We start from the raw sequence: 25,030 nt of genomic DNA on the forward strand, positions 1-25,030 counted from the left end.
TGTCTTCTTCTTGATCTCATTGCAATTCAGGCCAACGAAGCAGAAGCGCCGCTTGAGAGAAGCCTCCTCCGAAGCCGTACAGCAGCGTCATGTCGCCGGGCTTCAGCTTCCCTTCGGCCAGTGCGAGGGATATGGACAGCGGAATGCTTGCGGCCGATGTATTGCCATAATACGCGACGCTTGTTAATGTCCGTTCCATGGGAATGCCGCTTCGTTCACTAATCGCTTCAATCATCCGGAGGTTGGCGCTGTGCGGAATGAACCAGTCCACCGCATCCGCATTCCATTGAAGCAGGGACAGGATCTTTCCGATGCCTGCAGGGATTTGCTGCAGCGCCCATTTATAGAGTACGCGGCCGTTTTGGACTAATTTCCCATCTCCTCTAAGTTCCACTTCTCCAATCCGGTCAGCCGTGGCGCGTCGGTACAAGACCGCCTCCGTATCCCCCGTCGTATCTGACAAGGAGGCCACAAAGCTGTCTCTTCGATCATCCGCCTCGAGCAGCATCGCTCCGGCGCCATCGCCGAACAGTATGCAGGTGCTCCGATCGGCGTAGTCTACGGTCTTGCTCAATACTTCTGTTCCGATAACGAGGACGCGCTGATTAAGACCTGCTTCGATTAAGCTAAGCCCTAACTGAAGTCCGCTGACGAAGCCAGCGCAGGCATTGGAAATATCGAGGGCCAGCGCATCATCCAATCCGAGCCGTGCCTGAACAAGAGCGGCGGTATTCGGGAAAAAGGCATCCGGAGTGGACGTGGCGACCAATACCGCATCCACCTGCCGCAGGTCAATTCCGTGGCGCTCGGCCAAATCATGGGCCGCCTTCACCGCCAGATCGGAGGCGTAGGTATCCGAATCGGCAATACGGCGTTCCTTCATCCCGGTTCGGGTAACTATCCATTCATCATTCGTGTCCACCATCCCGGCGAGATCGTCATTGGTCAATCGACGCTCGGGGACAAAAGAGCCAAAAGCGGTAATGCGGGCTTTCGTATGCAAACGTTTTATTGGCATAGGTTTCCCTCCGGTATGCTAATATTAGTACCTGGTACTAAATAATAAGGCTCCGATGTCTCGTTGTCAACGAAAAGGTACGTCGAAAAGTCATGTCGGCCATCCGGGGTCTTAAATGAAGCAATCCTGCCTTGCTGCGGAAAATTGCAAAGGGGAGAAAGGAGTGGCAGCGGCGGTAAAACCTATCGGCATAACATCCCGGCCTCGGCGCATGCTAAGTGTGGTGATAATCCAATTGAAATCATCTACACAAGGAGGAAAAGCGATGCGTAAAAAGTTGGTCCTGCTCACGCTGGCAGCGGCAATGGTCATGTCCATGGGGTTGACGGGCTGCGCGACGAATCCCGATAACGTGACAACCAGAGGCGCCCAAAACAACATGCGTACCCGTACCGCTCAGGATGGAATGTATCCGCTTGGCATGAACCCGAATTTGGATACGAACGCGAACCGATATAACGGCGACCGCTACGGTACACGAGGCTTCGGAATAGACGGTGTTCGCGGTTATGGCGTTGACGGTGTCGGCACTCGCGGCGCGACTCGCGACAATGGTATCGGAACTCGCGGGAATGGTCTCGATGGTTTCGGCACTCGCGGCACGACTCGCGGAACCGGCATCAACGGGCTTGGCCCGAATGGATTTGGCATCAATGACGACCTGACCGGCTTGGGTATGAATGGCAACCGCTTCGGCATGAATGGCTTTGGTACGAACGGTAACCGCTTTGGCATGAATGGCTATGGCACATACGGCTATGGCATGAATGGCTTCGGGACTTACGGTACCGGAAATTATGGAATGAACAACTTCACGGGTTATGGCGTTGACGGCAACCGGTTGAACGGCAACGGCACGGGCTATGGCAACGCGCATACGATGACCAATATGCAGATGAGCAAGAAAATCGCCGACAAGATCACCCGAATGAAGGGCGTGAAATCGGCAAACGTACTGCTCACAAACAATAACGCCTATGTTGCCGTAACAACCGATACACAAGTTAACGCCAAAGGTACGACACGCGGCAACGGCATGAACAGAACCATGGGACGCCTCGGCGGTACCGGCAATCTGGATGCGCGCTCCAAGAGCCATGCACTGAATAACAGCGCGGATATGACCGCCAATGATGTGCCTTCGGATCTGAAGGGACGAATCGCCCAAATCGTCAAAAAAGACGCGCCGCAATGCGATCAAGTGTACGTGTCAGCCAACCCTGACTTCGTCGCACGGATGAACCAGTTCATGAAGAGCTCGCAAGAAGGCCGTCCGTTGTCTGGATTTGCCCAAGAATTCCAAGAAATGGTCTATCGTATCTTCCCGACACAAGAATATGGAACGAGACAAATGACCAATACTCATCCGAGACGGCTGAACAATATGGCTCCCGGCTTGAGATAACAAACGGGAAGGAACCGCGTTCTGCGCTACTGGCAGAGAAGACGCGGTCCTTTTCGCTACATACCTAGGCTTATCATGCAGCATTTGGTCCGAATTTATGCAAAAGGGACGGGGAACGCAGAGGATAGGCCCATTTTTGAGAAGCACCGCACCAAGTGAGATTGCCCTTCATACTATAACTTTGACTGTATCCCTTAACCTTGTTAAATAACAAAAATTCGGGCAAGGAGGGGTGACACTTGAAGGGTAGCGATCACAAGAGCAAGTTCCTGTTAACGAACCGTGAACGCGAAGTCTTTGAATTGCTTGTTCAAGACAAAACGACCCGCGACATCGCGCAACTGCTGTTCATTAGCGAGAAGACAGTCCGAAACCACATCTCCAACGTGATGCAAAAATTAAATGTGAAAGGTCGGTCGCAAGCGGTTGTCGAACTGATTAAGCTTGGGGAGTTAAAAATCTGATGATAAGCCCATCGCCCTGACCATTGTTGACTTCTGCTCCTGCCGCAGCACCTTACCCAAGGACAGAAGTTCTTGAATGAGCAAGTCGCTACGGCTTGCATTCAATAGATCACAGCGTCGTCTGCCGGCTGCCCGCATATAGGGTCTGGCAGTTAGACGCTAATTTTTTTGTCAGCAAAGCGTGATGCAGTAAGGCTATATTATAAATATGTATGCCACCAGTTCGGAGTTTTTTGGGTGCTAAATTTGAATCCTCATGATGGCCGCCCTATCCCCGAGAAAAATTCTTCAACCATTTCTACATCGGTTCGGCTGGTATGAAAGATATATAATTCACGCGACGGATGCAGTTTGTGAAAATGTTTATACCCGCTCCAAGCTTCCTGAGGGTTATCATACTCTTGAATGACCGATAAATCTTCCAGATAGCGCATTCGATTATTTGAACTAGCCTTAATCGCTTCGACCAGAACAAAGCGTTCCGGAAGTGCCCCCGTAATCTCTATCCATTTCATCATCGTCACCTCATCCTTTAATTGCTTAGATTAAGTTTACCATAATCAATGGGACGAATTGGAACTAGGTGAAATCTGCATAGAGAAGGGGGTGTCCCAAAAGTAGTATTTCACTACAGTGAGACAGCCCCCCTGATTCTCAAAAGCTCGACTCGCCGAAAAACTGCAAAACTACACTTTTCCTTTATGACATGTACTCCGTTACAAGGAATCCTGCAAAACGGCATCAATTTCTGACTATCCAATCGATAAAAGACAAAAATCGATGCACATCATGTACTATTGCAGGAGTTTCATCAAATAGCGGCTGAAAGAGCAGAAATTGATGCATCCGCGCAGCATTTCACTGCTTCATCCATCTTCGACCGGTTTGCGCGCCGCCGTTTTTCCCGCATCCACATTCTCTGTTACCTCGTCATCTCCATCATTTTGCAGTGCCTGTGAGACACCCCCTGGATAATAGCTGGAAATTTGATGCGGGCTTAGGCTTGCTGCATATGGCTGCGGCCCTTGACCCAGACTCGCCGGATGTTCAGATCGCGGTCGGTCCAGACGAGATCGGCCTGCTTGCCGACTTCGATGCTGCCGGTGATGTCATCGATGCGAAGCTGCTTCGCCGGATTGATGCTCGCGAGGCGGGACGCTTCCTCGATGGACAGGCCTACCTGCTCGATGACGAAGCGGACGGCGCCGATCATTGTCAGCGTGCTGCCGGCCAGCGAATCGCCTTCCGTCAGCCGGGCCACTCCGTCCTTTACGGTGACCGGGAGGCCGCCCAGCTCGTAAGCTCCGTTCGGCATGCCCGCCGCGGACATCGCGTCCGTGATCAGCACGAGCTTGCCCGGCGCTTTGGAGCGGGAGAGCAGCTTGATGCAAGCGGGGTGCACGTGATGGCCGTCCGCAATGACTTCGGCCGTAATCCGATCGTCGGTGAGGACCGCGCCGGCGACGCCCGGATTGCGGTGATGGACCGGGGACATGGCGTTGAATGTATGCACCGCTTGGTTCAGGCCGGCATTGACCGCCTCCGTCACCTGCTCGAATGACGCGTCGGTATGGGCCGCCGCCACGTTGATGCCGTGAGCCCGCGACCAGCGGATCGCTTCGATGGCATGCTGCCTCTCCGGAGCGAGGCTCAACTGCTTCATAACGCCCGGATGGTTCTTATCCCATGCTTCCAGCCACTCGATTTGCGGATCGAGCATATAGGCTTCGTTCTGCGCCCCTTTGTACTTCGGATTGACGAATGGCCCTTCGAGGTGAAGGCCCGCCAGCTGCGCATAAGGCATATCCTGCTTCATATAACCGTCGACTGCCGCGACGACCTTGTCCAGGGCCTCGCGGGACTGCGTCATGGACGTGGCGAGCATCGCCGTCGTGCCATGCTTCATATGGAAGCGCGTAATCGTATCATACGCTTCCGCGGTCGCGTCCATGAAGTCGGCGCCGAAGCCGCCGTGCACGTGCACATCGATGAACCCGGGCAGCAGATACCCGCCTTCGGCATCGATGGCCTCGTCAAGCCATACGCGATCTTGATCCGACAGTTGTCCTGGTGTCCCGATGAAGACAATGCGCCCTTCCTCGACGCGGACGACGCCATCCGTGAGGATGCCGTTCGGCGTCACGACGCGGGCTTGCTTCACCGTAAATGTTGGCTTATTCATGGAAATGTTTTGCCGCCTCCTTGTCGAGTAATACGACGACGTTCGGATGGGTCTGAAGAAGAGAAGCCGGAATATCCGTCGTAATCGGGCCGGTCAGCGCGCGGTGAACGATATCCGCCTTGTCTGCGCCGCGGACGACGAGCATGATCATCTTCGCCTTCAGGATGGAGCCGACGCCCATCGTAATCGCGTGCGTAGGCACTTCGTCAATCGAGTTGAAAAAGCGCTTGTTCGCCTGGCGCGTCTCTTCCTTGAGCGTAACGACATGCGTGCCGCTCTGGAGGTGGCGGTCAGGCTCGTTGAAGCCGATATGGCCATTATGGCCCAGGCCCAGCAGCTGCAGGTCGATGGAGGCGTCGGAGAGCATTTTGTCGTAGCGCTTGCTCTCTGCTTCCAGATCGGCTGCATTGCCGTCAGGCACATGGGTATTCGCTTTATCAATGTCAATGTGATCAAATAATTGCTTGTTCATGAAGCTGCGGTAGGTCTCCGAATGATCGGAAGGCAGACCCACATATTCATCCAGATTGTACGAGGTGACCTGCTTGAAGCTGACGTATCCTTTCCCGCAGAGCCGGATCAGCTCCTGATAGATGCCGATCGGCGTGCTTCCCGTTGCCAGGCCAAGCACGGAATGGGGCTTCGTCTGCACGAGGCTCGCAATAATGGCGGCCCCGTTCTGGTTCAATTCTTCATTGGTCTCGAACGTCAAAATGTTCATTGTGTCGGTGTTACCTCCCTTTAGCTTTACGATACTTCCGCACCATCCGGTACGAGTGTTCGAGCATCGGAATGCGCTCGTGGAACTGCTCACTCGTCATGCCCGCGAACAGAATGTCGATGATATGGAGCTGGGCGATCCGCGAGGCCATATCGCCGCGCCGGATGCCCTCCTCCAGCGAGGAAGCGAAAAGACGAATGTCCGCCAGCGAGGCGAGACGGTTCGCTCCCACCTTCGTCAAGGAAATGGTGGTCGCCCCCTGTTCCTTCGCGCACAATAGCGCCTCGATCGTCTCCGGCGTCGCGCCGGAATAGGAGATGGCGAACGCGACATCCCCCGGTCCGAGCCGGGAAGCCGATGTAATCTGCATATGCGGGTCGGAGAAGCAGGATGCCTGCTTGCCGATGCGAATGAGCTTCTGATAAAAATCCAACGCCACAATTCCGGAAGTGGCCATGCCGTAAAGATCGGTTTGCCGGGCGTGAAGAAGCGCCTGCAGGGCCTGCTCCAAGGTCTCCAGATCCAATAACCCGGTCGTATCCGAGATCGAGCGGATATGGTTGGTCTCGATAGCGGCAATGATGTCTGGCAGCGGATTGCCTGCAATGATGTCTTGGTAGGTGAGCGGAACGCTCCGTTGGGCCAGGTCGGCAGCGAGCTTCGTCTTGAAATCGGGATATCCCCGGAAGAGGAGCGATTTGCAGAATCTCGTCACCGTCGCGGGCGAGGTGCCCGACTGTTCGGCCAGATCCGTAATGCCCATCGTCACTACATTTCCCGGAAATTGCAAAATGTAATCGGCTACCTTCCGCTCCTGGGGGTGATATTCTTCGAACTTTTGCCGGATCGCCTGCAATATTGTGGACAAACCAATCATCCTTTTACGGTCAGATAGAATGAAAAAAATTTTGATGAATTCATGCTATGATATGAAAATTATTATTTCACTCTTATCATAGTCAATCGGTAAAGAGATTACAAGGCGAGCGGAAGGAAAGACACAAATATATCGAATTGTTGCTCGAATCCGGGACGGGGCAAGGTATTGTGAAATTATGTAAAGTCGTTCTATCGCTATAGGGAAATAAGAAAGGGGCTGTCCTCTAAGTCGCTTTTACCGCAAAGAGGCAACCCCGTCCCTGCTTTTCGAAGCTCAGCCTTCCGGAAAAACCTGCAAACATCCAGTTTTCCTTTATGACGTGTGCACTGTTACAGGAGTTGCTGTAAAAACGCATCAATTTCGGATGATTAGCTAGATTAAAGACAAAATCAATGAAAATGCTCACTAGCGTTGCATAGAACCTGACATGAAGAAGACTTTAAACTCCAGATACGGAACTAATAATCATTATTTATATATATTTACAGTTTCTTTTTTCCTAGCAAAGCCAAAAGTCGATCTCCTACTAAACCATAGGAACATGTTACCATCAAATGTTAATATGCCATTATTACCTATTTAATCACCACTTTAACGGTCTTACATTGCTTTGGGTGTTTTCGTGGTCGACCACCCTTTCGTTTCTTCCGCCTGCCCTTCGAGTGCTTGGTTGGTTTGCGGTGCAGTGCCATCAAAAATTGATCCCACGTTTTATTCATATAGACCCGAAGCAGCTTTAGAAATGACCATAGCGTTTGAGTGGTGTCAGCCTCCTTCCGGACCAACATGACTAAACCATATGCGATGAAGGCTAAAAAAATCTGGTTCCATACTGCCTCTGGATGGAAACTGTACAAATGGACTAAGCTCATATGTTGCTTCATCCATTTAAAGAATAATTCAATCATCCAGCGGCGCCGATAAATCTCGCAGATTTGGGCTGCGGACTTATCCCAGACATTCGTAAGCACACGGTACTGGCGGTTCTTCTCATCGGTATACTCCACTAACCGGAGCTGGGCTTCTATCACATGGCCTTCTTCATCCTTGTAGCTCACGATCACGTCAGCATCACGCACCACAGGCGTCGTTTCATCGATCTCGTGCTCGCAGATGATCGCCGTCTTGTTGCTTTTCTTAATGCGTGCCACGAAGCGTAGATTATCATCCAGCCACTGCTTATAGTGACCATATGTGATGTACCCGCGATCCAAAACATGAATGGCATCTTTATCGATCACCAGATCCAAAGCCACTTCGCTGTCAGCAACGCCTCGTGTGGAACAAACAATGTTTTCGGGATAGACGGTATCCGGGTCGCAAACAGCAAGTTTGGTGTGGATCTTTACCCCGTTGCTGTGTTTGGAGCAGTAGGCCCATTTTCCAGCGACATCAGGGAGTGTAAGTACCGTTGAATCGACAATGCTCAGTTTCCCGATGCCGGGGATACCCTGCTTCGGATAAAGTTGTTGCAAACGTTGTGTCACTTGAATCCATAGCTGCTGCAACACCGGTAAAGGCAACGCTCTGAGTGTACGTACGAGTTGGGAAGCGCTAATGGATTTCAAGTGGATCGCCTGCTGCAGCTGTTCGTTCGCACGCAACGCGTTGCAGATATCTTCGAGGTCCGTGCGTTTATTCAATTGAGCATCAATGAGTAGTTTGATCGCTCTCACGAGTGTAAACTTTCGTCGATAATTGAAGATTGGGAATTCGTCGTCCGAGAGCTGAATCAAATTTAGGCATTTACAAATGACGGTCTGATCTGGTATAGTACCCATGGTCTTTTCTCCTTTTGGTGAGGGATTGGGTAACATGCCTATCCTTCAACATTAGGAGATTTTTTTATGAGTTACCAGATATAATCGATCAATAAATTGAAGAAAAAGTCATTAATGAGAAATATATTTTCATGTCAGGTTTGGTGCAATGCTAGTGGAAAATGCTGTGCTTTTTCAGGAATTTCATCAAATATCGGACTAAAGAGCGAAAATTGCTGCATCCACGCAGGATTACACTGCTTCCTCTCTCTTCCGCCGCTTCGCCCCCCGGGGTTTCCCTGCCTTTACCATCTTGTTAGCCTGTCGCCCCAAGCTTGTTGCAATGCCATGTAAGAGCCCCATGTAAGATCTGCCGGCAGGCAAAGCAAGCGTTTAAGATTCTGCGGTGAGCTGGCGCTGATCCCGGAATTGGCGCGGGGATAAGCCCATCCGGTTCTTGAAGGTGCGGTAGAAATAGGTATAGCTCTGGAAACCGCACATCTCGGCAATCTGCTCCAGCGGCATGTAGCCATGCAGGATTCGTTCGCAGGCAAGCGTAATCCGGACCTGGATCGCATAATCCATAATCGACTGCTGGAAGGTCTCCTTGAACACATGGGATGCCCGCGAGACGCTCAGTTGAACGGACTCGGCCGCATCCTGGAGCGAGAACGGCTCGGTCGCATGCGCTTCGACATATTGCTTGATGCTGTGAGCAAGCTGCGCCGTCCGGTTCATGTTCACGAAGGACGGATGCGTCCGTTCCGTCAGCGTCCGCTCGAGCATGCCGAAGAAGGCGAAGGTGAGATGCTTGACAATATCGTTCACCTTGATCGAGCCGAAGAGGCGCTGCTCCTGCATAATCTCGCGCCAGAGGGACAGCAGATGGTCGTCGATGCCGATTGCGGACTTGCCGGGGCGCTCGCGCTTCGCCCACCATTGTTCGACCCAAGGGCCGTTCAGAATCATATAATAGTCGAGACTGTGCACTTTGCGAAGCGGATCGGATGCCTCGGGATTGCGGTAGCCAATCTTCAGATCATAATGCTCGCCCGGGCCGAGCATCAGGAGATCGCCGGGCTTCAACTCCTGGTACCCTCCGTCGAGCCACGTGTGGCCGCTGCCCTCCAGCTGGATCCGGACCAGGTAGTGCTTCAGGTCGGGAATGACGAGCGTCATTGCTTTGCTGTGCCGGGCATGTCCGGCGAACAGCAAGGAGATGTCCTGCCGCGGTTCACTGGACTGAGACATGTGAATCCCCCTATTTTTCAGGTTGTCGTATATATCGATTATATCAGACAATAGCAAGATTGTTCATGTAAAAAAGATATCCTTCATTCACAGCCCGGATACAATGTGGCACAATGAATGAAGTCCGATGTAAACCTTTTCAGAGGAATGCGCGGCGAATGAATAAGGCAGCCTATCCAATATTGAATTTAAAAGAGGTGCTTGGTCCATGAAAATCGGAGTGCAGCTTTACACGGTGAGAGACGAGACCGCAAAGAACTTCATCGGCACGCTGGAAAAAATCGCGGAGATGGGCTACGAAGGCGTTGAATTTGCCGGCTACGGCGGACTGAAGTCGCAAGAACTGGCGGACGCGCTCAAGCGGCTGAATCTTGCGGCGGCAGGGTCCCATGTCAGCATCGAGCAGCTGATCGGCCACCTCGACGAGCAGATCGAGATGAACACGGCGATCGGCAACCGGTACATTGCGTGCCCGGGAATTCAGGAAGCGCGGTACAACTCTCTCGAAGCGCTGCTGCATACGGCAGAGCAGCTGGCGAACGCATCCGGCCGCCTTGCTGAGCATGGAATTAAGCTTGGTTATCATAACCATGATTTCGAATTTACGAGAAAACTCGGTAACGATACGGTATTCGATACCTTGTTCCGGCTGGTTCCCGCGGAGAAGCTCTTCACGGAGCTCGATGTCTGCTGGGTGCAGTATGCCGGGTACGACCCGCTTAGCGTCATCGCAAGCTATAAGGGACGAATTCCGTTGGTTCATTATAAAGATCTGCGGCGCGATGACCAGGGACGCCCGCTTACTGTCGAACTGGGAGAAGGGGAGCTCGATCTTGTCTCCATTGCCGGCGCGTCGAAGGAAGCCGGAGCGGAGTGGCTTATTGTCGAGCAGGATGAGTGCCAGCGTCCGAGCCTGGAGAGCATCCGCAACAGCAGACAATGGATCAAGAACAATCTGGGCTGCTAAGACTGTCGTATAGAACCTTCAATCATCTTATGCAAATGGCAGTGCCAACGAACTTATATCGAACAACGCCTACAGGAGGAGAATGAATATGTCTAACATCTACAAGATCGCAATTATCGGCTGCGGGGGAATCGCGAACGGCAAGCATATGCCAAGCCTCAAGAAGCTGGACAATGTGCAGATGGTCGCCTTCTGCGATATTATTCCGGAGCGTGCGGAAGAAGCCAAGGCGAAATATGGCGCGGAAGACGCGAAAGTATATACCGACTACAAGGAGCTGCTGAAAGACGGCAGCATCGACATCGTTCACGTCTGTACGCCGAACGACTCCCATGCGGAGATTACGATTGCCGCCCTGGAGAGCGGCAAGCATGTCATGAGCGAGAAGCCGATGGCGAAGACGGCGGCGGATGCGCGCCCCATGGTCGAGGCCGCGAAGCGCACGGGCAAGAAGCTGACGGTCGGGTACAACAACCGCTTCCGCTCGGACAGCCAATATTTGAAAAAGCTGTGCGAGGACGGAACGCTGGGCGACATTTATTATGCCAAAGCTCATGCGATTCGCCGCCGCGCCGTTCCAACGTGGGGCGTGTTCCTCGACGAAGAGAAGCAAGGCGGAGGCCCGCTTATCGATATCGGCACGCATGCGCTTGATCTGACGCTGTGGATGATGAATAACTACGAGCCTAAGATTGTGCTCGGCTCTTCCTTCCACAAGCTCGGAAGCCGTCCGAACGCGGCCAACGCGTGGGGCTCCTGGGATCCGGAGAAATTCAAGGTCGAGGATTCCGCCTTCGGCATGATCGTCATGAAAAACGGCGCCACAATCGTACTGGAATCGAGCTGGGCGCTGAACGTGGCGCAGTCCGGAGAAGCGAAGTGCACGCTGTGCGGCACCGAGGCGGGAGCCGACATGTGGAACGGCCTCAACATCAACGGCGAGAAGTACGGCCGGCTGTATGACCAGAAGATCGAATTGACCGCCGGCGGCGTAGACTTCTATGACGGGGAGGCCGAGAACGCTCCGGATCTGGAGATGCGCCTCTGGATCGAAGCGATTGAGCAGGATAAGACGCCTGTCGTAACGCCGGAGCAGGCTTGCGTCGTTTCGGAAATTTTGGAGGCCATTTACGAATCGTCCCGTACGGGCAAAGCCATCTATTTCGACTAAGGCTAGCTTGGACAGCCGATTTAAGCCATTGCTTGGACGGCGAACACATTCATGAGGAATCAGCATAACTGAAGGAGGCAGCGACGTGAAACTAGGCGTATTTTTGGTACTGTATGGACAATTGTCACTGGAAGAGGCGCTCGATACAGTAGCGGCCAAAGGAGTCGAAGCGGTCGAAATCGGAACAGGAGGCTACCCGGGCAACAAGCATTGCAATCCGCACGAGCTGCTGGCTGACGAAGCGAAGCAGCGGGCATTCAAGGAAGCGGTCGAGTCCCGGGGCTTGATCATCAGCGCGCTAAGCTGCCATGGCAACCCGCTCCATCCGCAGAAGGATATCGCCAAGGCATACCATGACGATTTCATGGCGACGATCGATCTGGCGGCGAAGCTGGGCGTGCCGGTCGTCAACGGCTTCTCCGGATGCCCTGGCGATCACGAGGGCGCGAAGTATCCGAACTGGCCGGTAGCGCCATGGCCGAACGATTACCAGGAGATTCTGGACTGGCAATGGAACGAGAAGATCATTCCTTATTGGAAGGAAGTCGGCAAGTATGCCCAGGATCGGGGCGTCAAGATCGGATTGGAGCTGCACGGCGGGTTCTCCGTGCACTCCCCGGGGACGATGCTTCGCTTGCGTGAAGCGACCTGCGAAGCGATTGGCGCCAACCTGGATCCGAGCCATATGTGGTGGCAGGGCATCGATCCGGTGCAGGCGGTCCGCATTCTCGGCAAGGAAAATGCGATTCATCACTTCCATGCGAAGGATACGACCATCGATCCGATCAATGTGAACAAGCATGGGGTTACGGATATGCAGTCGTACACGATGATGCTCGATCGGGCATGGCAGTTCCGTACCGTAGGCTATGGGCATGACGTGAAGACGTGGGCGGATATCGTCAGCGCGCTTCGTCTGGTCGGCTACGATTATGTCGTCAGCATCGAGCATGAAGACGGCTTGATGTCCATCGACGAAGGCTTCACCAAAGCGGTGCAAAACCTGCAGCCGCTGCTGATGAAAGAGCCGCTCGGCGAGATGTGGTGGGTGTAAGCCGCCGGAACAGGCTGCGCAACGGAGCATCGCAACATACAAGATGGGAGGCGCGGTCCCCAAGCCCGTCATCAACCCGATGCATGGCGGGCGCTGCGGGACGCGAAAGGAGCAGACAACAATGACACAGCGACGCAAAGTAACGATTTGGAATGAATACCGGCATGAGCAGAACAATCCCAAAGTCGCCGAAGTGTACCCGAAGGGCATTCATCGGGCGATTGGGGAGGGATTGGGCTCGGGTTACGATATCCGCTACGCTACTCTCGACATGCCGGAGCACGGCCTCACCGAAGAGGTGCTGAACGATACCGATGTCCTTATCTGGTGGGGGCATATGGCTCACCACGAGGTGGATGACGCCATCGTGGAGCGCGTGCACCAGCGGGTGCTGCACGGCATGGGGCTTATCGTTCTGCACTCGGGCCATTTCTCCAAAATCTTCAAAAAGCTGATGGGAACAGGCTGCGATTTGAAATGGCGCGAAGCGAATGACAAGGAGCGGCTATGGGTCGTAGCTCCGAACCATCCGATTGCCGAAGGCATCGGGGAATACTTCGAGCTGGAGCGGGAGGAAATGTACGGCGAGCACTTCGACATTCCTCAGCCGGACGAATTGGTATTCGTCAGCTGGTTCACGGGCGGCGAGGTATTCCGCAGCGGCTGCTGTTATCACCGCGGCATGGGCAAGGTATTCTATTTCCGTCCGGGTCATGAAACGTATCCTACGTATTACAACGAGAACGTGAAGCGGGTCATCGCCAACGCGGTCGAGTGGGCGGCGCCGACGAAGCGGGCCTATCCGAATTACGGCAATGCGAAGCCGCTGGAACCGATGAACTGAATAGCAGAAAGATACCATTTTGGTATGCCAATGAATGCCCTGGGCAGAGAGAAGGACAAGCTCCGTTCCTTCCGCCCGGGGCTTTTTTTGCTGAACCGGGATGAATCCGGCAATGGCCGCCTGCGCGCTGCTCCAGCGCCAGATGACCGCAGGCATCAGCATGGTCGGATTGAAGGCTAGATATCCGCTCTATCCGCTGCAGATGTATGGAGCATGATCCGGGCGCTGCCGAAGTAAACGGCACCTATGCGAACCCCGATGGGAAAGCGGAGGGGTTTGGGCTGTTGGCGGCCGGAGCGCCGCTGTCTGACGTTCCCGGATTGGCTGGCTGGGGCTGCATGGAGCTACACCTCCGCTATCCCGAACGGTCAGGACAGACGGGCGGGCGGACCCGTAGCTGGCACATCTATGCAAAAGCGGATGCAGCCGTTACAATGAGGTATAGAATAGTAGAGGTGATTGCAGTGACAGAATGGTATGAACGAAGCTTCGGCCGCGATTATTTGCTCGTATACCGCCACCGGGATTTTCAAGGCGCGACGCAGGAAGTGCACGGGATGATGGAGTGGCTTCGGCTGCCGGCGTCCGCATCGATCCTCGATTTGTGCTGCGGCATGGGCAGACATGCGCTGGCTCTGGCAGAAGCGGGATACCGGGTCACCGGGGTCGATTTGTCCGAAGTGCTGCTGGAGGAAGCGAGGGCGCACGACACCCGCGCTCAGGTAAAGTTTCTCCGCGGCGATATGAGAGAGCTCCCTGTGGACGGACCATATGATGCGGTCGTGAACTTATTTACGTCTTTCGGTTATTTTGCGGACAATGAGGACAATGCCCGCGTCTTTCAGGAGATTTATCGCGTCTTGAAGCCGCAGGGCCGCTTTATCGTCGATTTTCTCAATCCTTCCTATGTCCGGCAGCATCTGGTGCCGCATTCGGAACGGGTGGACGGCGGGACGCGCATCGAGGAGCGGCGCCGCATCGAGAACGGCTTCGTCAAGAAGGAGATAACGCTGACGGATGCGTCCGGCGGGGAGCCGCGTCACTATGAAGAACGTGTCCGGTTGTATGAACTGGCGGATTTCCGGATCATGATGGGTGAGGCCGGGCTTGTCATCGATCAGGTCCATGGCGGCTATGACGGCGCCGCCTATGACGAGGGACAGTCCAAGCGCATGATTATGGTTGGACGCCGGCCGTAGCGAGCCGTTAGGCCGTGACCGCCGGACATTGGCTTCCGCCGTCTTTGACGGCAGAGTTGAACCGTCTGGAAGAGGGCTTTGGCCGCATGCTTCCGCAGAGCGCTCCCGGAGTCAGTTCCCGGGCAGGAAAGCGAGGTATACATAAATGAGCGATATCCGACATACGCCGAAGGGAGGGGACCGTCCGGTCCAGCTTCATCGTCCGGTTGGCGGCGTGCTGCAGGCGCGCATTCCGGTTCCGTACTCCCTTCGCTGGGTGAACAGCTATATATTAACCGGGCCGGAAGGCTATACGATTATCGATCCGGGCCTGGGAACCGAAGAGGCGGAAGCCTGCTGGGCCGCGCTGCTGGGCGAACTCGACGGACCCGTCGCCCGCATTGTCCTGACCCATTATCATCCGGATCATCTCGGGATGGCCGGGCGGCTGCAGCGGCAGCTGGACATCCCGGTATCGATCTCGGAGACCGGGTGGGAGCATGCGCTGCGCATGTGGGGGCCGGGCCAGCGGATGGCCGAAGCGATGATGGCCTTGTTCGCGGAGCATGGCGTTCCGGCCCCGATCGTCGCGTCCATCGAGGCGCATATGGACGGCTTCCTGCCGCTCGTCGCGCCGCTGCCTGAGGTGGAGTTCCTCCGCGACGGCGAGCAGGCCGGGTTCGGCGGCCGGACCTGGGACGTGATGGAGACGGCCGGGCATGCCCCCGGGCATCTCAGCTTCTATCATGCCGCCAGCGGCTTGATGCTGGCCGGGGATCATGTGCTGCCGCAGATTTCGCCGAATGTGAGCTATATGCCGGGGAGCGACCCGCAGCCGCTCCAATCGTATTTGGAGGGCCTGGCGAGGCTGAGGAGCCTCCAGGTGGAGCTGGCTCTGCCGGGGCACCGCCATCCGTTCCGCCATTATGCAGCCCGCATCGACGAACTGCTGCGCCACCATGAGGAGCGGCTGGCAGCCATAGCGGCGCTGCTGGCGGAGGGATCGCGCACCGCATACGACGTCTGCGTGGGATGCTTCGGCAGTCCGGAGCGCCTCACCATCCATCAATTCCGCTTCGCGATGGGGGAAGCGCTCGCTCATCTGCTGGAGCTGGAGCGGCGGGGACAGGCGCGCCGGACTCCCCCGTCCGCATCCGCGCCCATCCGCTTCCGCTCCGGCTGACGCAATGCGGGTGTCTCCTAGGCACTGCAACAAGTTTGGGGCGACGGGTGAACAGAGGCACGGGCGAACAGAGGCATGGGCGAATAGAGATAGTGGAGAGGGAAAAACGGCGGCAGGCAAAACGGCGGAAGATGGATGATGCAGTGAAATCCTGCCTGAATGCAGCAATTTACGCTATCTGAGCCGCTATTTGAATAAATTCCTGCGAAAGTACATTATTTTCCATTGATCTTTGTCTTTGATCTAGTGGATAGTCTGAAATTGATGCGGTTTTGCAGCAATTCGTGCAACGGAGTATACATCATAAAGGAAAACTGCATGTTCACAGCTTTTTCAGCAGGCTGAGCTGTGAGAAGCAGGGGGCGGGGCTGTCTCGCTGCGGCTATAAACTACTCATTAGGATAGCCCCTGCCGTTCAAGCCCGGTTCGCATGAACCGGGCTCTTGTTCGCATGCGCGGCGTTCCGGAACGCCCGGAACGGCGGGTTACGGCTCCAGCGCCTTCATTTCTTCCTCGCGCTCCGCCTGCTTGCGGTGAGCGATGCGGCTGCTGGCCGCCGCGGCGATGGCCCCGACGATATCATCCAAGAACGTGTGGATCTGGCCGTCGCTTTTGTCATTCAGCTTCTGCAGAATGCCAGGCTTCATTTTGTCCACATATCCGTAATTGGTGAAGCCGATGCTGCCGTACACGTTCACGATCGAGAAGGCCAACACTTCATCGACGCCGTACAGGCTCTCGTCGTTCTCGATCATTTCCTGCAGGGCCGGAATAAGCTTGCCCTCCTCCGCCAAAATATCGAGCTGGATGCCGGTCAGCACGGCATTCTGCACTTCCCGCTTCAGAAGCACCTGCTCGACGTTATATTTGCAATATTCCAACGTCATCTCCGGGAAGTACTGCCGCTGCAAAAACATGACCAGCTCGGCGATCTGGTCCACCGTAATCCCCCGCTTATGGAGCCATTCGCGAGTGGCGTTCTCGATTTTATCACTGTCCAGACGATAAGGCTTTTTTGCATCGGCGGGCAGGTTCATATCTGTCGGTTGATTCATCGTTGAGCACCTCTTTTTTGTTCATTTCCATAGCGTGCGAATTCGTCACAACACTTATGTATTCGACACTGCTCACCCATAACCTTCCTTGGCGGCCATGAAAAACGGCGGCAACTGCCTGCCATCGAAATCCGGTCCAACAACTTGTCATGAAGCGGACAGCCTGCTCGTATACATAGGACAAACGGGGGGAGACTTCACCGTCTCCTGCAACGAACTTGAAGGAGGTTGTATCGCTCATGAGGCGGACAGGTGGTTGGCGGCAAGGAAGTCTGGCGGTAATACTGACACTCCCTTTTCTATTGAGTGCCTGCGGGGGCGGCGACGGGGCCATTGACGCGCCTCCGACTGATATCGAAGCAAGAATGATGGCGGAAGCGGAAGGCCGAGCGGGTTCCCCCGGCACCAGCCTCACTGGGCAGGAGGATGCCCAGACAGACGCCAACATGACGGTCTATCTGCGGGATCGGAACGGCTATCTGGCCCCGATCTCTTACCAATGGGATGCGGAAGACACGAAGGGCCTCGCGCAAGCCTCGCTCGAGCTGCTCGTGAAGCAGGGGCTGCACGGCGCCAAGCTTCCGGCCGGTTTCGAGGCGGTACTTCCCCAAGGGACAGGCATTACGAATGTGACGCTGAAGCCGGATCAGAAGCTGGCGATTGTGGAGCTATCGAAGGAGTTCGCCAATTATGAGCCGGCCGAGGAGCGGCAGATGCTGGAAGCGATAACGTGGACCATGACCTCGCTGCCGGACGTAGAGAACGTTCAGCTGTGGATGGATTCGCATAAATTGAATGAAATGCCGAAAAACGGCACGCCGCTGGATACCCCGTTGAACCGCCAGTTCGGAATCAACGTGGAGAAATCCGAGTCGGTCAATTATTTGCGCTCGATGCCGGTGACGCTTTATTTCTCCAGCTACAGCGAGGAGGGCAAGTCCTACTTCGTGCCCGTGACCCGCCTCGTGGAGCCGTCGGACAATCCGATCGAAGCGACGCTGGAGCAAATTATTGCGGGACCGCTCAATCCGAAAACGCTGGAGCGGGTTGCCTCAGAGGAGACGACCGTCAGTGCGGTTGCCCAGGAGGGCGATACGCTGACCGTCGATCTGGCCGATACGATGTTCGAAGCGGGCGAGCCGGTGCCGGCCGAGCTGTTGAAGGCCGTCGTTCTGTCGCTGACCGAGCGGGAGGGCATTGCCAAGGTGAGAATCAAGATGAACGGCAACGCGGATATTCAAGGTACCGATAAGAAAAACTATTCGGAGCCTGTGGCGCGGCCGGTCATTAATCCGGCCTGGAAAGGGTAGAACAGGTGATTTTCGCCAAGGTCTTTGATAGAATAAGAAAATGTTCCCTATCGGACGACAAGCAATGTCAGGAGGCAAAAATTCATGAGAAGCAACGGACGACAGGCGGATGAGCTCCGCCCGATTACGATTCGGACGAATACGAATAAATACGCGGAGGGCTCGGTCCTCATCGAGGTTGGCGACACGAGGGTCATGTGCACGGCGTCGATTGACGAGAAGGTTCCTCCGTTCATGAAAGGCCAGGGGAAGGGCTGGATTACGGCGGAATACTCGATGCTGCCCCGGGCGACCCAGGTTCGCAATCAGCGTGAATCGGCCCGCGGCAAGCTGACGGGACGCACGATGGAAATACAGCGGCTGATCGGGCGCGCGCTCCGTTCGGTCGTCGATCTGCATGCGTTGGGCGAACGCACCCTCACGCTCGATTGCGATGTGCTGCAAGCGGATGGAGGCACGCGTACGACTTCGATCACCGGATCGTTCGTTGCGATGGCGATGGCGGTGGACAAGATCGCAACCCAGCACAATTTGTCCAAGTTCCCGATTACCGATTTTTTGGGCTCGGTCAGCGTAGGCATCCTGCAAGGGAAGACGCTCCTCGATTTGAACTACGATGAGGATTCGACGGCCAAGGTCGATATGAACGTCGTCATGACCGGCAGCGGCAAGTTCGTGGAGGTGCAGGGCACAGGCGAGGACAGCCCGTTCTCGCGTCAAGAGCTGAATGATCTGCTTGCCGTGGCGGAGAAGGGCATACTGGATATCGTCAAGCTGCAAAAGGAAGCGTTAGGACCGATCGCCGACAAAATTACCGCGCAAGCGCAAGCAGCCGAAGGAGAGACAGTGAAGCCATGAGCACAGGGGAAGCCATGATACCGCAGCAAGATACGATTATTATCGCGACACAGAACCAGGGCAAGCTGAAGGAATTTCAGCTTGCCTTCCAATCGATCGGCAAGCGCGTGATGAGCATGGCCGATTACCCGCAACTGCCCGACATCGAGGAGGATGGCGACACGTTCACGGCCAATGCCCTGAAAAAGGCGAAGACGATGGCCGAGGCATTGAAGCTGCCGGTGCTGGCTGATGATTCCGGCCTGTGCGTCGATCGGCTGGACGGGGCGCCGGGCGTATACTCCGCCCGATACGCAGGCGGGCATGGGGATGACCAGGCCAACAATGCGAAGCTGCTGGCGGAGCTCGGAAAGCTTCCTCCGCTGGAAGCGGACGCGGAAGCTCCGGCCGGATGCCGCATTCTGAGCCCGGCCCGGTTCGTATGCGTCCTCGTGTTGTACGATCCGGCGCGGCAGTCCTGCGTCGAGGCCGCCGGGACCGCTGACGGCTATATTATCGACCAGCTCCGGGGCAATCATGGATTCGGCTATGATCCCCTCTTCTATCTCCCGGAGCTGGGACGCACGATGGCCGAGCTTGCGCCGGAGGAGAAGGAGCGCATCAGCCATCGCGGCGCAGCCATCCGCCGGATGCTGGATATGCTCCGCTCCGGGACGGCCTGACGGTTTCAGGCGGGGAAGGGAATCGGCGGAGACCGTTTTTTTTGGACCGCATCGCTTGCTGCGATGCGGTTTTTTTATTTATTTTTATATTTTCGATAAGAATACTATGGATTAACACTAGGCAACGAGCGGAAAATATGAGAAAATACGGTCAACACATATCGAGGAGGATGGTTGACGATGACGGATACACCCCGCTCTTACGGATTAGAGACCTTGGCGATTCATGCCGGACAGGAGGTTGACCCGACAACCCTGTCGCGCGCGGTGCCTTTGTATCAGACGACGTCGTACGCGTTCCGTGATCCGGATCATGCGGCCGATTTGTTCGCGCTGAAGGAGTTTGGCAATATTTATACTCGTATCATGAATCCGACGACAGAGGTGTTCGAGAAGCGGGTTGCCGCCCTCGAAGGGGGAGCTGGCGCATTGGCTACCGCTTCCGGGCAGGCGGCCATCACCTACGCGATCCTCAATATTGCCGGAGCCGGCGACGAGATCGTATCCGCCTCCAGCCTATATGGCGGAACGTACAATCTGTTCTCGACGACGCTGAAGAAGCTCGGCATTACCGTCCGCTTCGTCGATCCAAGCGATCCGAATAATTTCCGCAAGGCGATTACCGACAAGACGAAGGCGCTGTACGCCGAGAGCATCGGCAATCCGAAGGGCGACCTGCTCGATATTGAGGCGGTCGCTGCCATAGCTCACGAGCATGGCTTGCCGCTCATCGTGGACAATACGTTCCCGAGCCCGTTCTTGCTCCGCCCGATCGAGCATGGCGCCGATATCGTCGTGCATTCCGCGACGAAGTTCATCGGCGGACACGGCACCTCCATCGCCGGCGTTATCGTGGACAGCGGCAAGTTCGATTGGGCCGGAGGCAAGTTCCCGGGCCTTACCGAGCCGGATCCGAGCTATAACGGCATTATCTACACGGAAGCGGTCGGACCGGTCGCCTACATCACGAAGGCGCGGGTTCAACTGCTCCGCGATATGGGAGCGACGCTGTCGCCGTTCAACGCGTTCCTGCTCCTTCAAGGGCTGGAGACGCTGCATCTGCGCATGGAGCGCCACAGTGAGAATGCGCTCCGCGTAGCGCAGTTCCTGGAGGCGCATGATGCCGTCGCTTCGGTCAGCTATTGCGGTCTGCCTAGCCATCCTTCCTACGAGCTGGCCAAGAAATATTTGCCGAAGGGCCAGGGCGCGATTCTGACCTTCGAGATTAAAGGCGGCGTTGAAGCGGGCCGCCGCGTGATCAACCATGTGAAGCTGCTGTCGCATCTGGCCAACGTCGGCGATTCCAAGTCGCTCATCATCCATCCGGCCAGCACGACGCATCTTCAGTTGAGCGAGGAAGAGCAGCGCGCGGCCGGAGTTACGCCGGGCCTCGTCCGGTTGTCCATCGGCACGGAATCCATCGATGATATTTTGAACGATCTGGATCAGGCGATCCGGGCAAGCCAATCCGAATAAGCTGCATACCCGGATAGCTGGTGCGGTCTGGCCGGGATCCGGACGATACAAAGACACACGCCGCGGGGCAAGGAACCCGTTGGCGTGTGTTTTTTGCTTCTTGCCGGGGAGCGAGGAGGCTGACTGTTGAGACTCTGCCGTTACCAGGCGACCCTGATGTTGTATTCGCGCAGCCAGCTGTCCACTTGGAGCAAATACGCGAACAGCTGCGGGCCAGACATCAACTGCCCGAACCAAGGAAGATGAGAGCTCGCTTCTTCGGATGCGGCGATCTCGCGGATTCGGTCCGATTGGATGAACTCATGCAGCGGCGATGCCGGATCGTCGAGCCGCGCCAGCGCTTGCCGGCGCACGGCCTGCAAATAATTCGGGTTGTGCGTTTTCGGGTACGGACTTTTTTTTCTGTACAGCACCTCGTCCGGCAGAACGCCCTCCAGCGCCTTGCGGAGCACCCCTTTTTCCCGGCCGCCATACATCTTGATGCTCCACGGGATATTGTAGACGTATTCGACAAGCCGATGATCCGTATACGGAACGCGCACCTCCAGTCCGACCCCCATGCTCATCCGGTCCTTGCGGTCGAGCAGGGTCGGCATGAAGCGGGTAATATTGAGATAGGACATCACCCGCATCTTGGCGGCCTGCGCATCTTCTCCCGGCAGGGGCGCCACTTCCCGCACCGCATCGGCATACCGGTCCGCGACATATTCTTCGGCGCGAATCTGCTTCGCCACCTCCGGATGAAGCAGGCTGGAGCGGAGCGGAGTCGCCAGCGCCCAAGGGAAGGTGTCCGCGTTCAACGCTTCCTCCCGGTGGAACCACGGATAGCCGCCGAACACTTCATCCGCCGCCTCGCCGGAGAGGGCGACCGTGGCGCCTTTCTTGATCTCCTCGCAGAAGAGCAGCAGGGAGCCGTCGATATCGGCCATCCCGGGCATATCGCGCACACGCACCGCCTGCTGCAGCGAGTTGACCAGATCCGGCGTATCGATCTGTATCCAATGATGGGCCGTCCCAAGCGTCTCGACCATGCGTTGAATCCATGGACCGTCCGCATTCGGCTGAAATGCATGAGCCTTGAAAAATTTGTCATTATCGACATAATCGACGGAATACGTATGGAGTTGGCCTAATCCGTGGCGTTCATAGTGACGGACGGTCAAGGCCGTCAACGCGCTGGAGTCCACGCCTCCAGAGAGGAAGGTGCAGACAGGCACGTCGGAGACGAGCTGGCGCTCCACGGTATCCTCCAGCAGCTCGCGGACCCGCTGCGCCGTCTCCTCGGCGGTTGCTTCATGCGGCATGCTCTGCAGCGTCCAGTACGCCTGAATGCGGACGCCATCGCGGTCATAGCGGAGCGTATGTCCCGGGCGGAGTTCCGCCAGATCGCGATATACCCCGTGTCCGGGTGTCCGGGCGGGGCCGATCATCCATACTTCAGCGACGCCTTCCGCATTGAGCACCGGCTCGATATCCGGATGGGCGAGCATTGCCTTCGGCTCCGAGCCGAACAGGAGGAATCCATGCCCCCGCGCGTAGAAGAGCGGCTTCACTCCGAGCCGATCCCGGGCCATGAACAGACGCTGTTCCGCATCGTCCCATATCGCGAACGCGAAAATGCCGTTCATCCGCTCGACGCAGCTATCCTTCCATTCCTGATAAGCGACGAGCAGCACTTCCGTGTCGCATTGGGTCCGGAAGCGGTAGCCGCGGCTGGCCAGTTCATCTCTCAGTTCCTTCGTATTGTACAATTCCCCGTTATAAGTAATGGCATAGGTCCCTTGTTCCGTATGGCGAATCATCGGCTGAGCGCCATTTTCCGGATCAATGACGGACAATCTGCGGTGGCCAAGCGCGCATGGACCGGAGATCCAGGTTCCTTTGGCATCCGGTCCGCGTGCGGATAACGTTTCAGTCATATGCTCCAAGACGCCGGAGTACTGCGTCAAGTCCCTTTTCCAGTCGATCCATCCAGTAATTCCACACATGTCACGTTCATCCTCTCCGCATCAATCTCTCCCCGGAAGAATGATGAACCGGGTTCATCGGAAGATTGAGATAATAACATGGTTATGCGAAAAACAGCATAAGATGTATGTCCATCGGGAGAAGATAAAGAAAAACTCCAGAACATTGCCGGTGCCAACGCGGCAGGCGGAGCTGGAGCAGGAAAGGGGGATGGCGGTGGAACGGCGCAGAATGTACGTGTCGGTCCAGCGGCGCACTATATTTTCGGACCCGGAAGCCGAAAGCTATGAGTTCAAGGTGGATGCCAATGAAGAGGAAATACAGCACCTCCAAGGCTTGATGGATCAGTTGGGGGAAGCGGAGACCGATATCTTCCACAACATCTTGATCATTGCTCCGGTCGAGACGGCAGAGAAGTTGAACATGCCTTATCAGCAGCGGCTGAATGCGGTCTATATGTGTATTCACAAATTGGGAACGGCGGAAACGAAACGGTTTATCGAACAGATGCTTGATTAAGATGAGAAACGACAGGAGGAAGCACCTATGACATGGAAAGCGACCAAATTCCGGCGTCCGGTCGAAATCGACGGACGGATGTGCGCCGAGATCGGCATGATTCCGGCGGATGAGAACGCCACGCCGGTCCTCGCTTATATCGCGCCCGTCCGCAACGGAGGCTATGAGCTGGTCCGGGCCGTGCGCAACGATGCGGACTATGAGACGGATTGGTACGACAATCCCATGCATATCGCTTTTGAAGAATTCGCGGCCGAGGATTTCGGGGCTGACACGCTGGGCGCGGACGTGAACGGCAAGGATATGCTCCTGGATGCGGCACTCGGCTCGGCGGAGGTCAGGGATGCCGTCGACCATCTGTTCCAGATGGATTAACGAAATCAATCCCGGAACAATTATACAGTTCGAGAGCGAGAATTTGAGGAGGGGAGGTGACAGTCGATGGCAGGCGCCAAGGAGAACAAGGGCAATAAGTATCAGCAGCAGCCGAATCATGCCGATGCGGTGATCAAGGGCAACCCGAAGCATCCGGCCCAGAAAAATCCGTGGGATGACAGCGGGAGAAAATCCGGCTACGAATAAGGAGCGCGAGCGCCCGGACCTGGCACGCAAGGCGTGCGGACCGGGCGTCCATTTTCCCAATTTGCTATCCTTTAGAATAGACGGCCTTCGCGCAGCACCCGTATCCCCATATACACATTCCACACGACAAGAATTAAAGCGATTGCCCCCAACAGCAAAATAATCCCGATGCTGAAAAACGGATGTACGGCAAATAAGCTGAATAGCCCTACGACTATAAAGAAGTACGGCAAAATATGCGAAATCAGCGCCCGCCCCGCATGCCTTCTTACATACTCATCATTGGTTACAAGCATGATGATAAGCGGCAGTATCACTCCGGCAAAAAAGATGCTGAAATAGCTCAGAGAAGCTAATATATAACGTGTTGCCATAGAATCTCCCTCCTCTCGGAATCCGTTCGTTCGTATGCGTAGTGTGCGCGGCCCTTCTTCATTCTATTACCCGCATTCCCGGAAGGCGACTGCGATGCCGCGATGGGCGGCGGAAGAGGCGGCCGGGTATTATAAAGATTTTATCATC

25 protein-coding genes are annotated in these 25,030 nt (G+C 55.6%); 15 read left to right on the forward strand and 10 right to left on the reverse strand.

The genetic code is table 11. The features are described from left to right. Positions 1–16: 16 nt before the first annotated feature. Entirely contained in the window at positions 17–1,018 is a 1,002-nt protein-coding gene (locus tag OCY70_RS02570) for a ketoacyl-ACP synthase III (RefSeq protein ID WP_213426185.1), read from the reverse strand. A gap of 265 nt (positions 1,019–1,283) precedes the next feature. Here OCY70_RS02570 and OCY70_RS02575 point away from each other — a divergent pair, with 265 nt between their 5' ends. After that, positions 1,284–2,423, forward strand: a complete 1,140-nt coding sequence (locus OCY70_RS02575) for a YhcN/YlaJ family sporulation lipoprotein (RefSeq protein WP_213426186.1) — start codon at positions 1,284–1,286, stop codon at positions 2,421–2,423. A gap of 239 nt (positions 2,424–2,662) precedes the next feature. Continuing rightward, on the forward strand, positions 2,663–2,887 hold the full coding sequence (locus OCY70_RS02580; protein WP_006288225.1) for a helix-turn-helix domain-containing protein: 225 nt from the start codon (positions 2,663–2,665) through the stop codon (positions 2,885–2,887). Between the two features lie 254 nt (positions 2,888–3,141). Here the strand turns inward: OCY70_RS02580 and OCY70_RS02585 are convergent, their stop codons facing one another. The 6 genes from OCY70_RS02585 to OCY70_RS02610 form a co-directional block, all read right to left on the reverse strand. After that, positions 3,142–3,405, reverse strand: coding sequence for a hypothetical protein (locus OCY70_RS02585; RefSeq protein WP_249724440.1), 264 nt, complete (start codon positions 3,403–3,405; stop codon positions 3,142–3,144). 479 nt (positions 3,406–3,884) lie between these two features. Then, the gene (gene nagA / locus OCY70_RS02590; protein WP_213426187.1) at positions 3,885–5,069 is read right to left on the reverse strand and encodes an N-acetylglucosamine-6-phosphate deacetylase; all 1,185 of its coding nucleotides are present in this window, start codon (positions 5,067–5,069) and stop codon (positions 3,885–3,887) included. Next, positions 5,062–5,790 carry a glucosamine-6-phosphate deaminase gene (nagB, locus tag OCY70_RS02595; RefSeq protein WP_213426188.1) on the reverse strand — a complete coding sequence of 243 codons (729 nt, stop codon included), beginning with the start codon at positions 5,788–5,790 and terminating at the stop codon, positions 5,062–5,064. Before nagB ends, nagA begins: the two co-directional genes overlap by 8 nt. 10 nt (positions 5,791–5,800) lie before the next feature. After that, positions 5,801–6,658, reverse strand: coding sequence for a MurR/RpiR family transcriptional regulator (locus OCY70_RS02600; RefSeq protein ID WP_213426189.1), 858 nt, complete (start codon positions 6,656–6,658; stop codon positions 5,801–5,803). Between the two features lie 587 nt (positions 6,659–7,245). After that, positions 7,246–8,451, reverse strand: a complete 1,206-nt coding sequence (locus OCY70_RS02605; protein ID WP_261944567.1) for an IS4 family transposase — start codon at positions 8,449–8,451, stop codon at positions 7,246–7,248. Between the two features lie 372 nt (positions 8,452–8,823). Next, positions 8,824–9,681, reverse strand: coding sequence for an AraC family transcriptional regulator (locus OCY70_RS02610; RefSeq protein WP_213426190.1), 858 nt, complete (start codon positions 9,679–9,681; stop codon positions 8,824–8,826). 208 nt (positions 9,682–9,889) lie between these two features. On the opposite strand from OCY70_RS02610, the gene OCY70_RS02615 reads away from it, so the two are divergent. The 6 genes from OCY70_RS02615 (at position 9,890) to OCY70_RS02640 (ending at position 16,078) form a co-directional block, all read left to right on the forward strand. Then, positions 9,890–10,648, forward strand: a complete 759-nt coding sequence (locus OCY70_RS02615; RefSeq protein WP_213426191.1) for a sugar phosphate isomerase/epimerase family protein — start codon at positions 9,890–9,892, stop codon at positions 10,646–10,648. Between the two features lie 88 nt (positions 10,649–10,736). Next, positions 10,737–11,819 (forward strand): Gfo/Idh/MocA family protein, encoded by a 1,083-nt coding sequence (locus tag OCY70_RS02620; protein ID WP_213426192.1) that lies wholly within the window; start codon positions 10,737–10,739, stop codon positions 11,817–11,819. A gap of 85 nt (positions 11,820–11,904) precedes the next feature. Beyond that, positions 11,905–12,873: a sugar phosphate isomerase/epimerase family protein gene (locus OCY70_RS02625; protein ID WP_197260259.1), complete on the forward strand. Its 969-nt coding sequence runs from the start codon at positions 11,905–11,907 to the stop codon at positions 12,871–12,873. A gap of 121 nt (positions 12,874–12,994) precedes the next feature. Beyond that, entirely contained in the window at positions 12,995–13,717 is a 723-nt protein-coding gene (locus tag OCY70_RS02630; RefSeq protein WP_213426193.1) for a ThuA domain-containing protein, read from the forward strand. A 464-nt stretch (positions 13,718–14,181) separates the two neighbouring features. Next, positions 14,182–14,916, forward strand: coding sequence for a class I SAM-dependent methyltransferase (locus tag OCY70_RS02635; protein ID WP_213426212.1), 735 nt, complete (start codon positions 14,182–14,184; stop codon positions 14,914–14,916). A gap of 145 nt (positions 14,917–15,061) precedes the next feature. Next, positions 15,062–16,078 carry an MBL fold metallo-hydrolase gene (locus OCY70_RS02640; RefSeq protein ID WP_213426194.1) on the forward strand — a complete coding sequence of 339 codons (1,017 nt, stop codon included), beginning with the start codon at positions 15,062–15,064 and terminating at the stop codon, positions 16,076–16,078. A 485-nt stretch (positions 16,079–16,563) separates the two neighbouring features. Here OCY70_RS02640 and OCY70_RS02645 read toward each other — a convergent pair whose 3' ends face one another. Continuing rightward, on the reverse strand, positions 16,564–17,133 hold the full coding sequence (locus OCY70_RS02645; protein ID WP_213426195.1) for a phosphatidylglycerophosphatase A family protein: 570 nt from the start codon (positions 17,131–17,133) through the stop codon (positions 16,564–16,566). 239 nt (positions 17,134–17,372) lie between these two features. Between OCY70_RS02645 and OCY70_RS02650 the strand changes: the two genes are divergently transcribed. The 4 genes from OCY70_RS02650 to OCY70_RS02665 all read left to right on the forward strand — a co-directional run bounded on the left by OCY70_RS02650 (position 17,373) and on the right by OCY70_RS02665 (position 21,439). Continuing rightward, the gene (locus OCY70_RS02650) at positions 17,373–18,443 is read left to right on the forward strand and encodes a GerMN domain-containing protein (protein WP_249724442.1); all 1,071 of its coding nucleotides are present in this window, start codon (positions 17,373–17,375) and stop codon (positions 18,441–18,443) included. An 84-nt stretch (positions 18,444–18,527) separates the two neighbouring features. Next, positions 18,528–19,301 (forward strand): ribonuclease PH, encoded by a 774-nt coding sequence (gene rph / locus OCY70_RS02655; RefSeq protein WP_213426196.1) that lies wholly within the window; start codon positions 18,528–18,530, stop codon positions 19,299–19,301. After that, the gene (locus OCY70_RS02660; RefSeq protein WP_213426197.1) at positions 19,298–19,963 is read left to right on the forward strand and encodes an XTP/dITP diphosphatase; all 666 of its coding nucleotides are present in this window, start codon (positions 19,298–19,300) and stop codon (positions 19,961–19,963) included. Before rph ends, OCY70_RS02660 begins: the two co-directional genes overlap by 4 nt. Positions 19,964–20,143: 180 nt before the next feature. Continuing rightward, positions 20,144–21,439, forward strand: coding sequence for a homocysteine synthase (locus tag OCY70_RS02665; protein WP_213426198.1), 1,296 nt, complete (start codon positions 20,144–20,146; stop codon positions 21,437–21,439). 140 nt (positions 21,440–21,579) lie between these two features. Here OCY70_RS02665 and asnB read toward each other — a convergent pair whose 3' ends face one another. Continuing rightward, positions 21,580–23,427 (reverse strand): asparagine synthase (glutamine-hydrolyzing), encoded by a 1,848-nt coding sequence (asnB, locus tag OCY70_RS02670; RefSeq protein WP_213426199.1) that lies wholly within the window; start codon positions 23,425–23,427, stop codon positions 21,580–21,582. A 151-nt stretch (positions 23,428–23,578) separates the two neighbouring features. Between asnB and OCY70_RS02675 the strand changes: the two genes are divergently transcribed. From OCY70_RS02675 to OCY70_RS02685, 3 genes are all read left to right on the forward strand, one after another. Continuing rightward, complete coding sequence (locus OCY70_RS02675; protein WP_249724448.1) at positions 23,579–23,926, forward strand: hypothetical protein; 348 nt, start codon at positions 23,579–23,581, stop codon at positions 23,924–23,926. 27 nt (positions 23,927–23,953) lie between these two features. Then, a complete protein-coding gene (locus OCY70_RS02680) occupies positions 23,954–24,301 on the forward strand; it encodes a carboxypeptidase (protein WP_213426200.1) in 348 nt (115 codons plus the stop codon). A 66-nt stretch (positions 24,302–24,367) separates the two neighbouring features. Then, complete coding sequence (locus OCY70_RS02685) at positions 24,368–24,508, forward strand: hypothetical protein (RefSeq protein ID WP_213426201.1); 141 nt, start codon at positions 24,368–24,370, stop codon at positions 24,506–24,508. Positions 24,509–24,579: 71 nt separating this feature from the next. On the opposite strand, the gene OCY70_RS02690 is transcribed toward OCY70_RS02685, so the two are convergent. Further along, entirely contained in the window at positions 24,580–24,882 is a 303-nt protein-coding gene (locus tag OCY70_RS02690; protein WP_213426202.1) for a DUF4870 domain-containing protein, read from the reverse strand. Positions 24,883–25,030 lie beyond the last annotated feature (148 nt).

Origin of the sequence: Paenibacillus melissococcoides, assembly GCA_944800085.1 — a bacterium.
Taxonomy (GTDB): Bacteria; Bacillota; Bacilli; order Paenibacillales; family Paenibacillaceae; genus Paenibacillus_B; species Paenibacillus_B melissococcoides.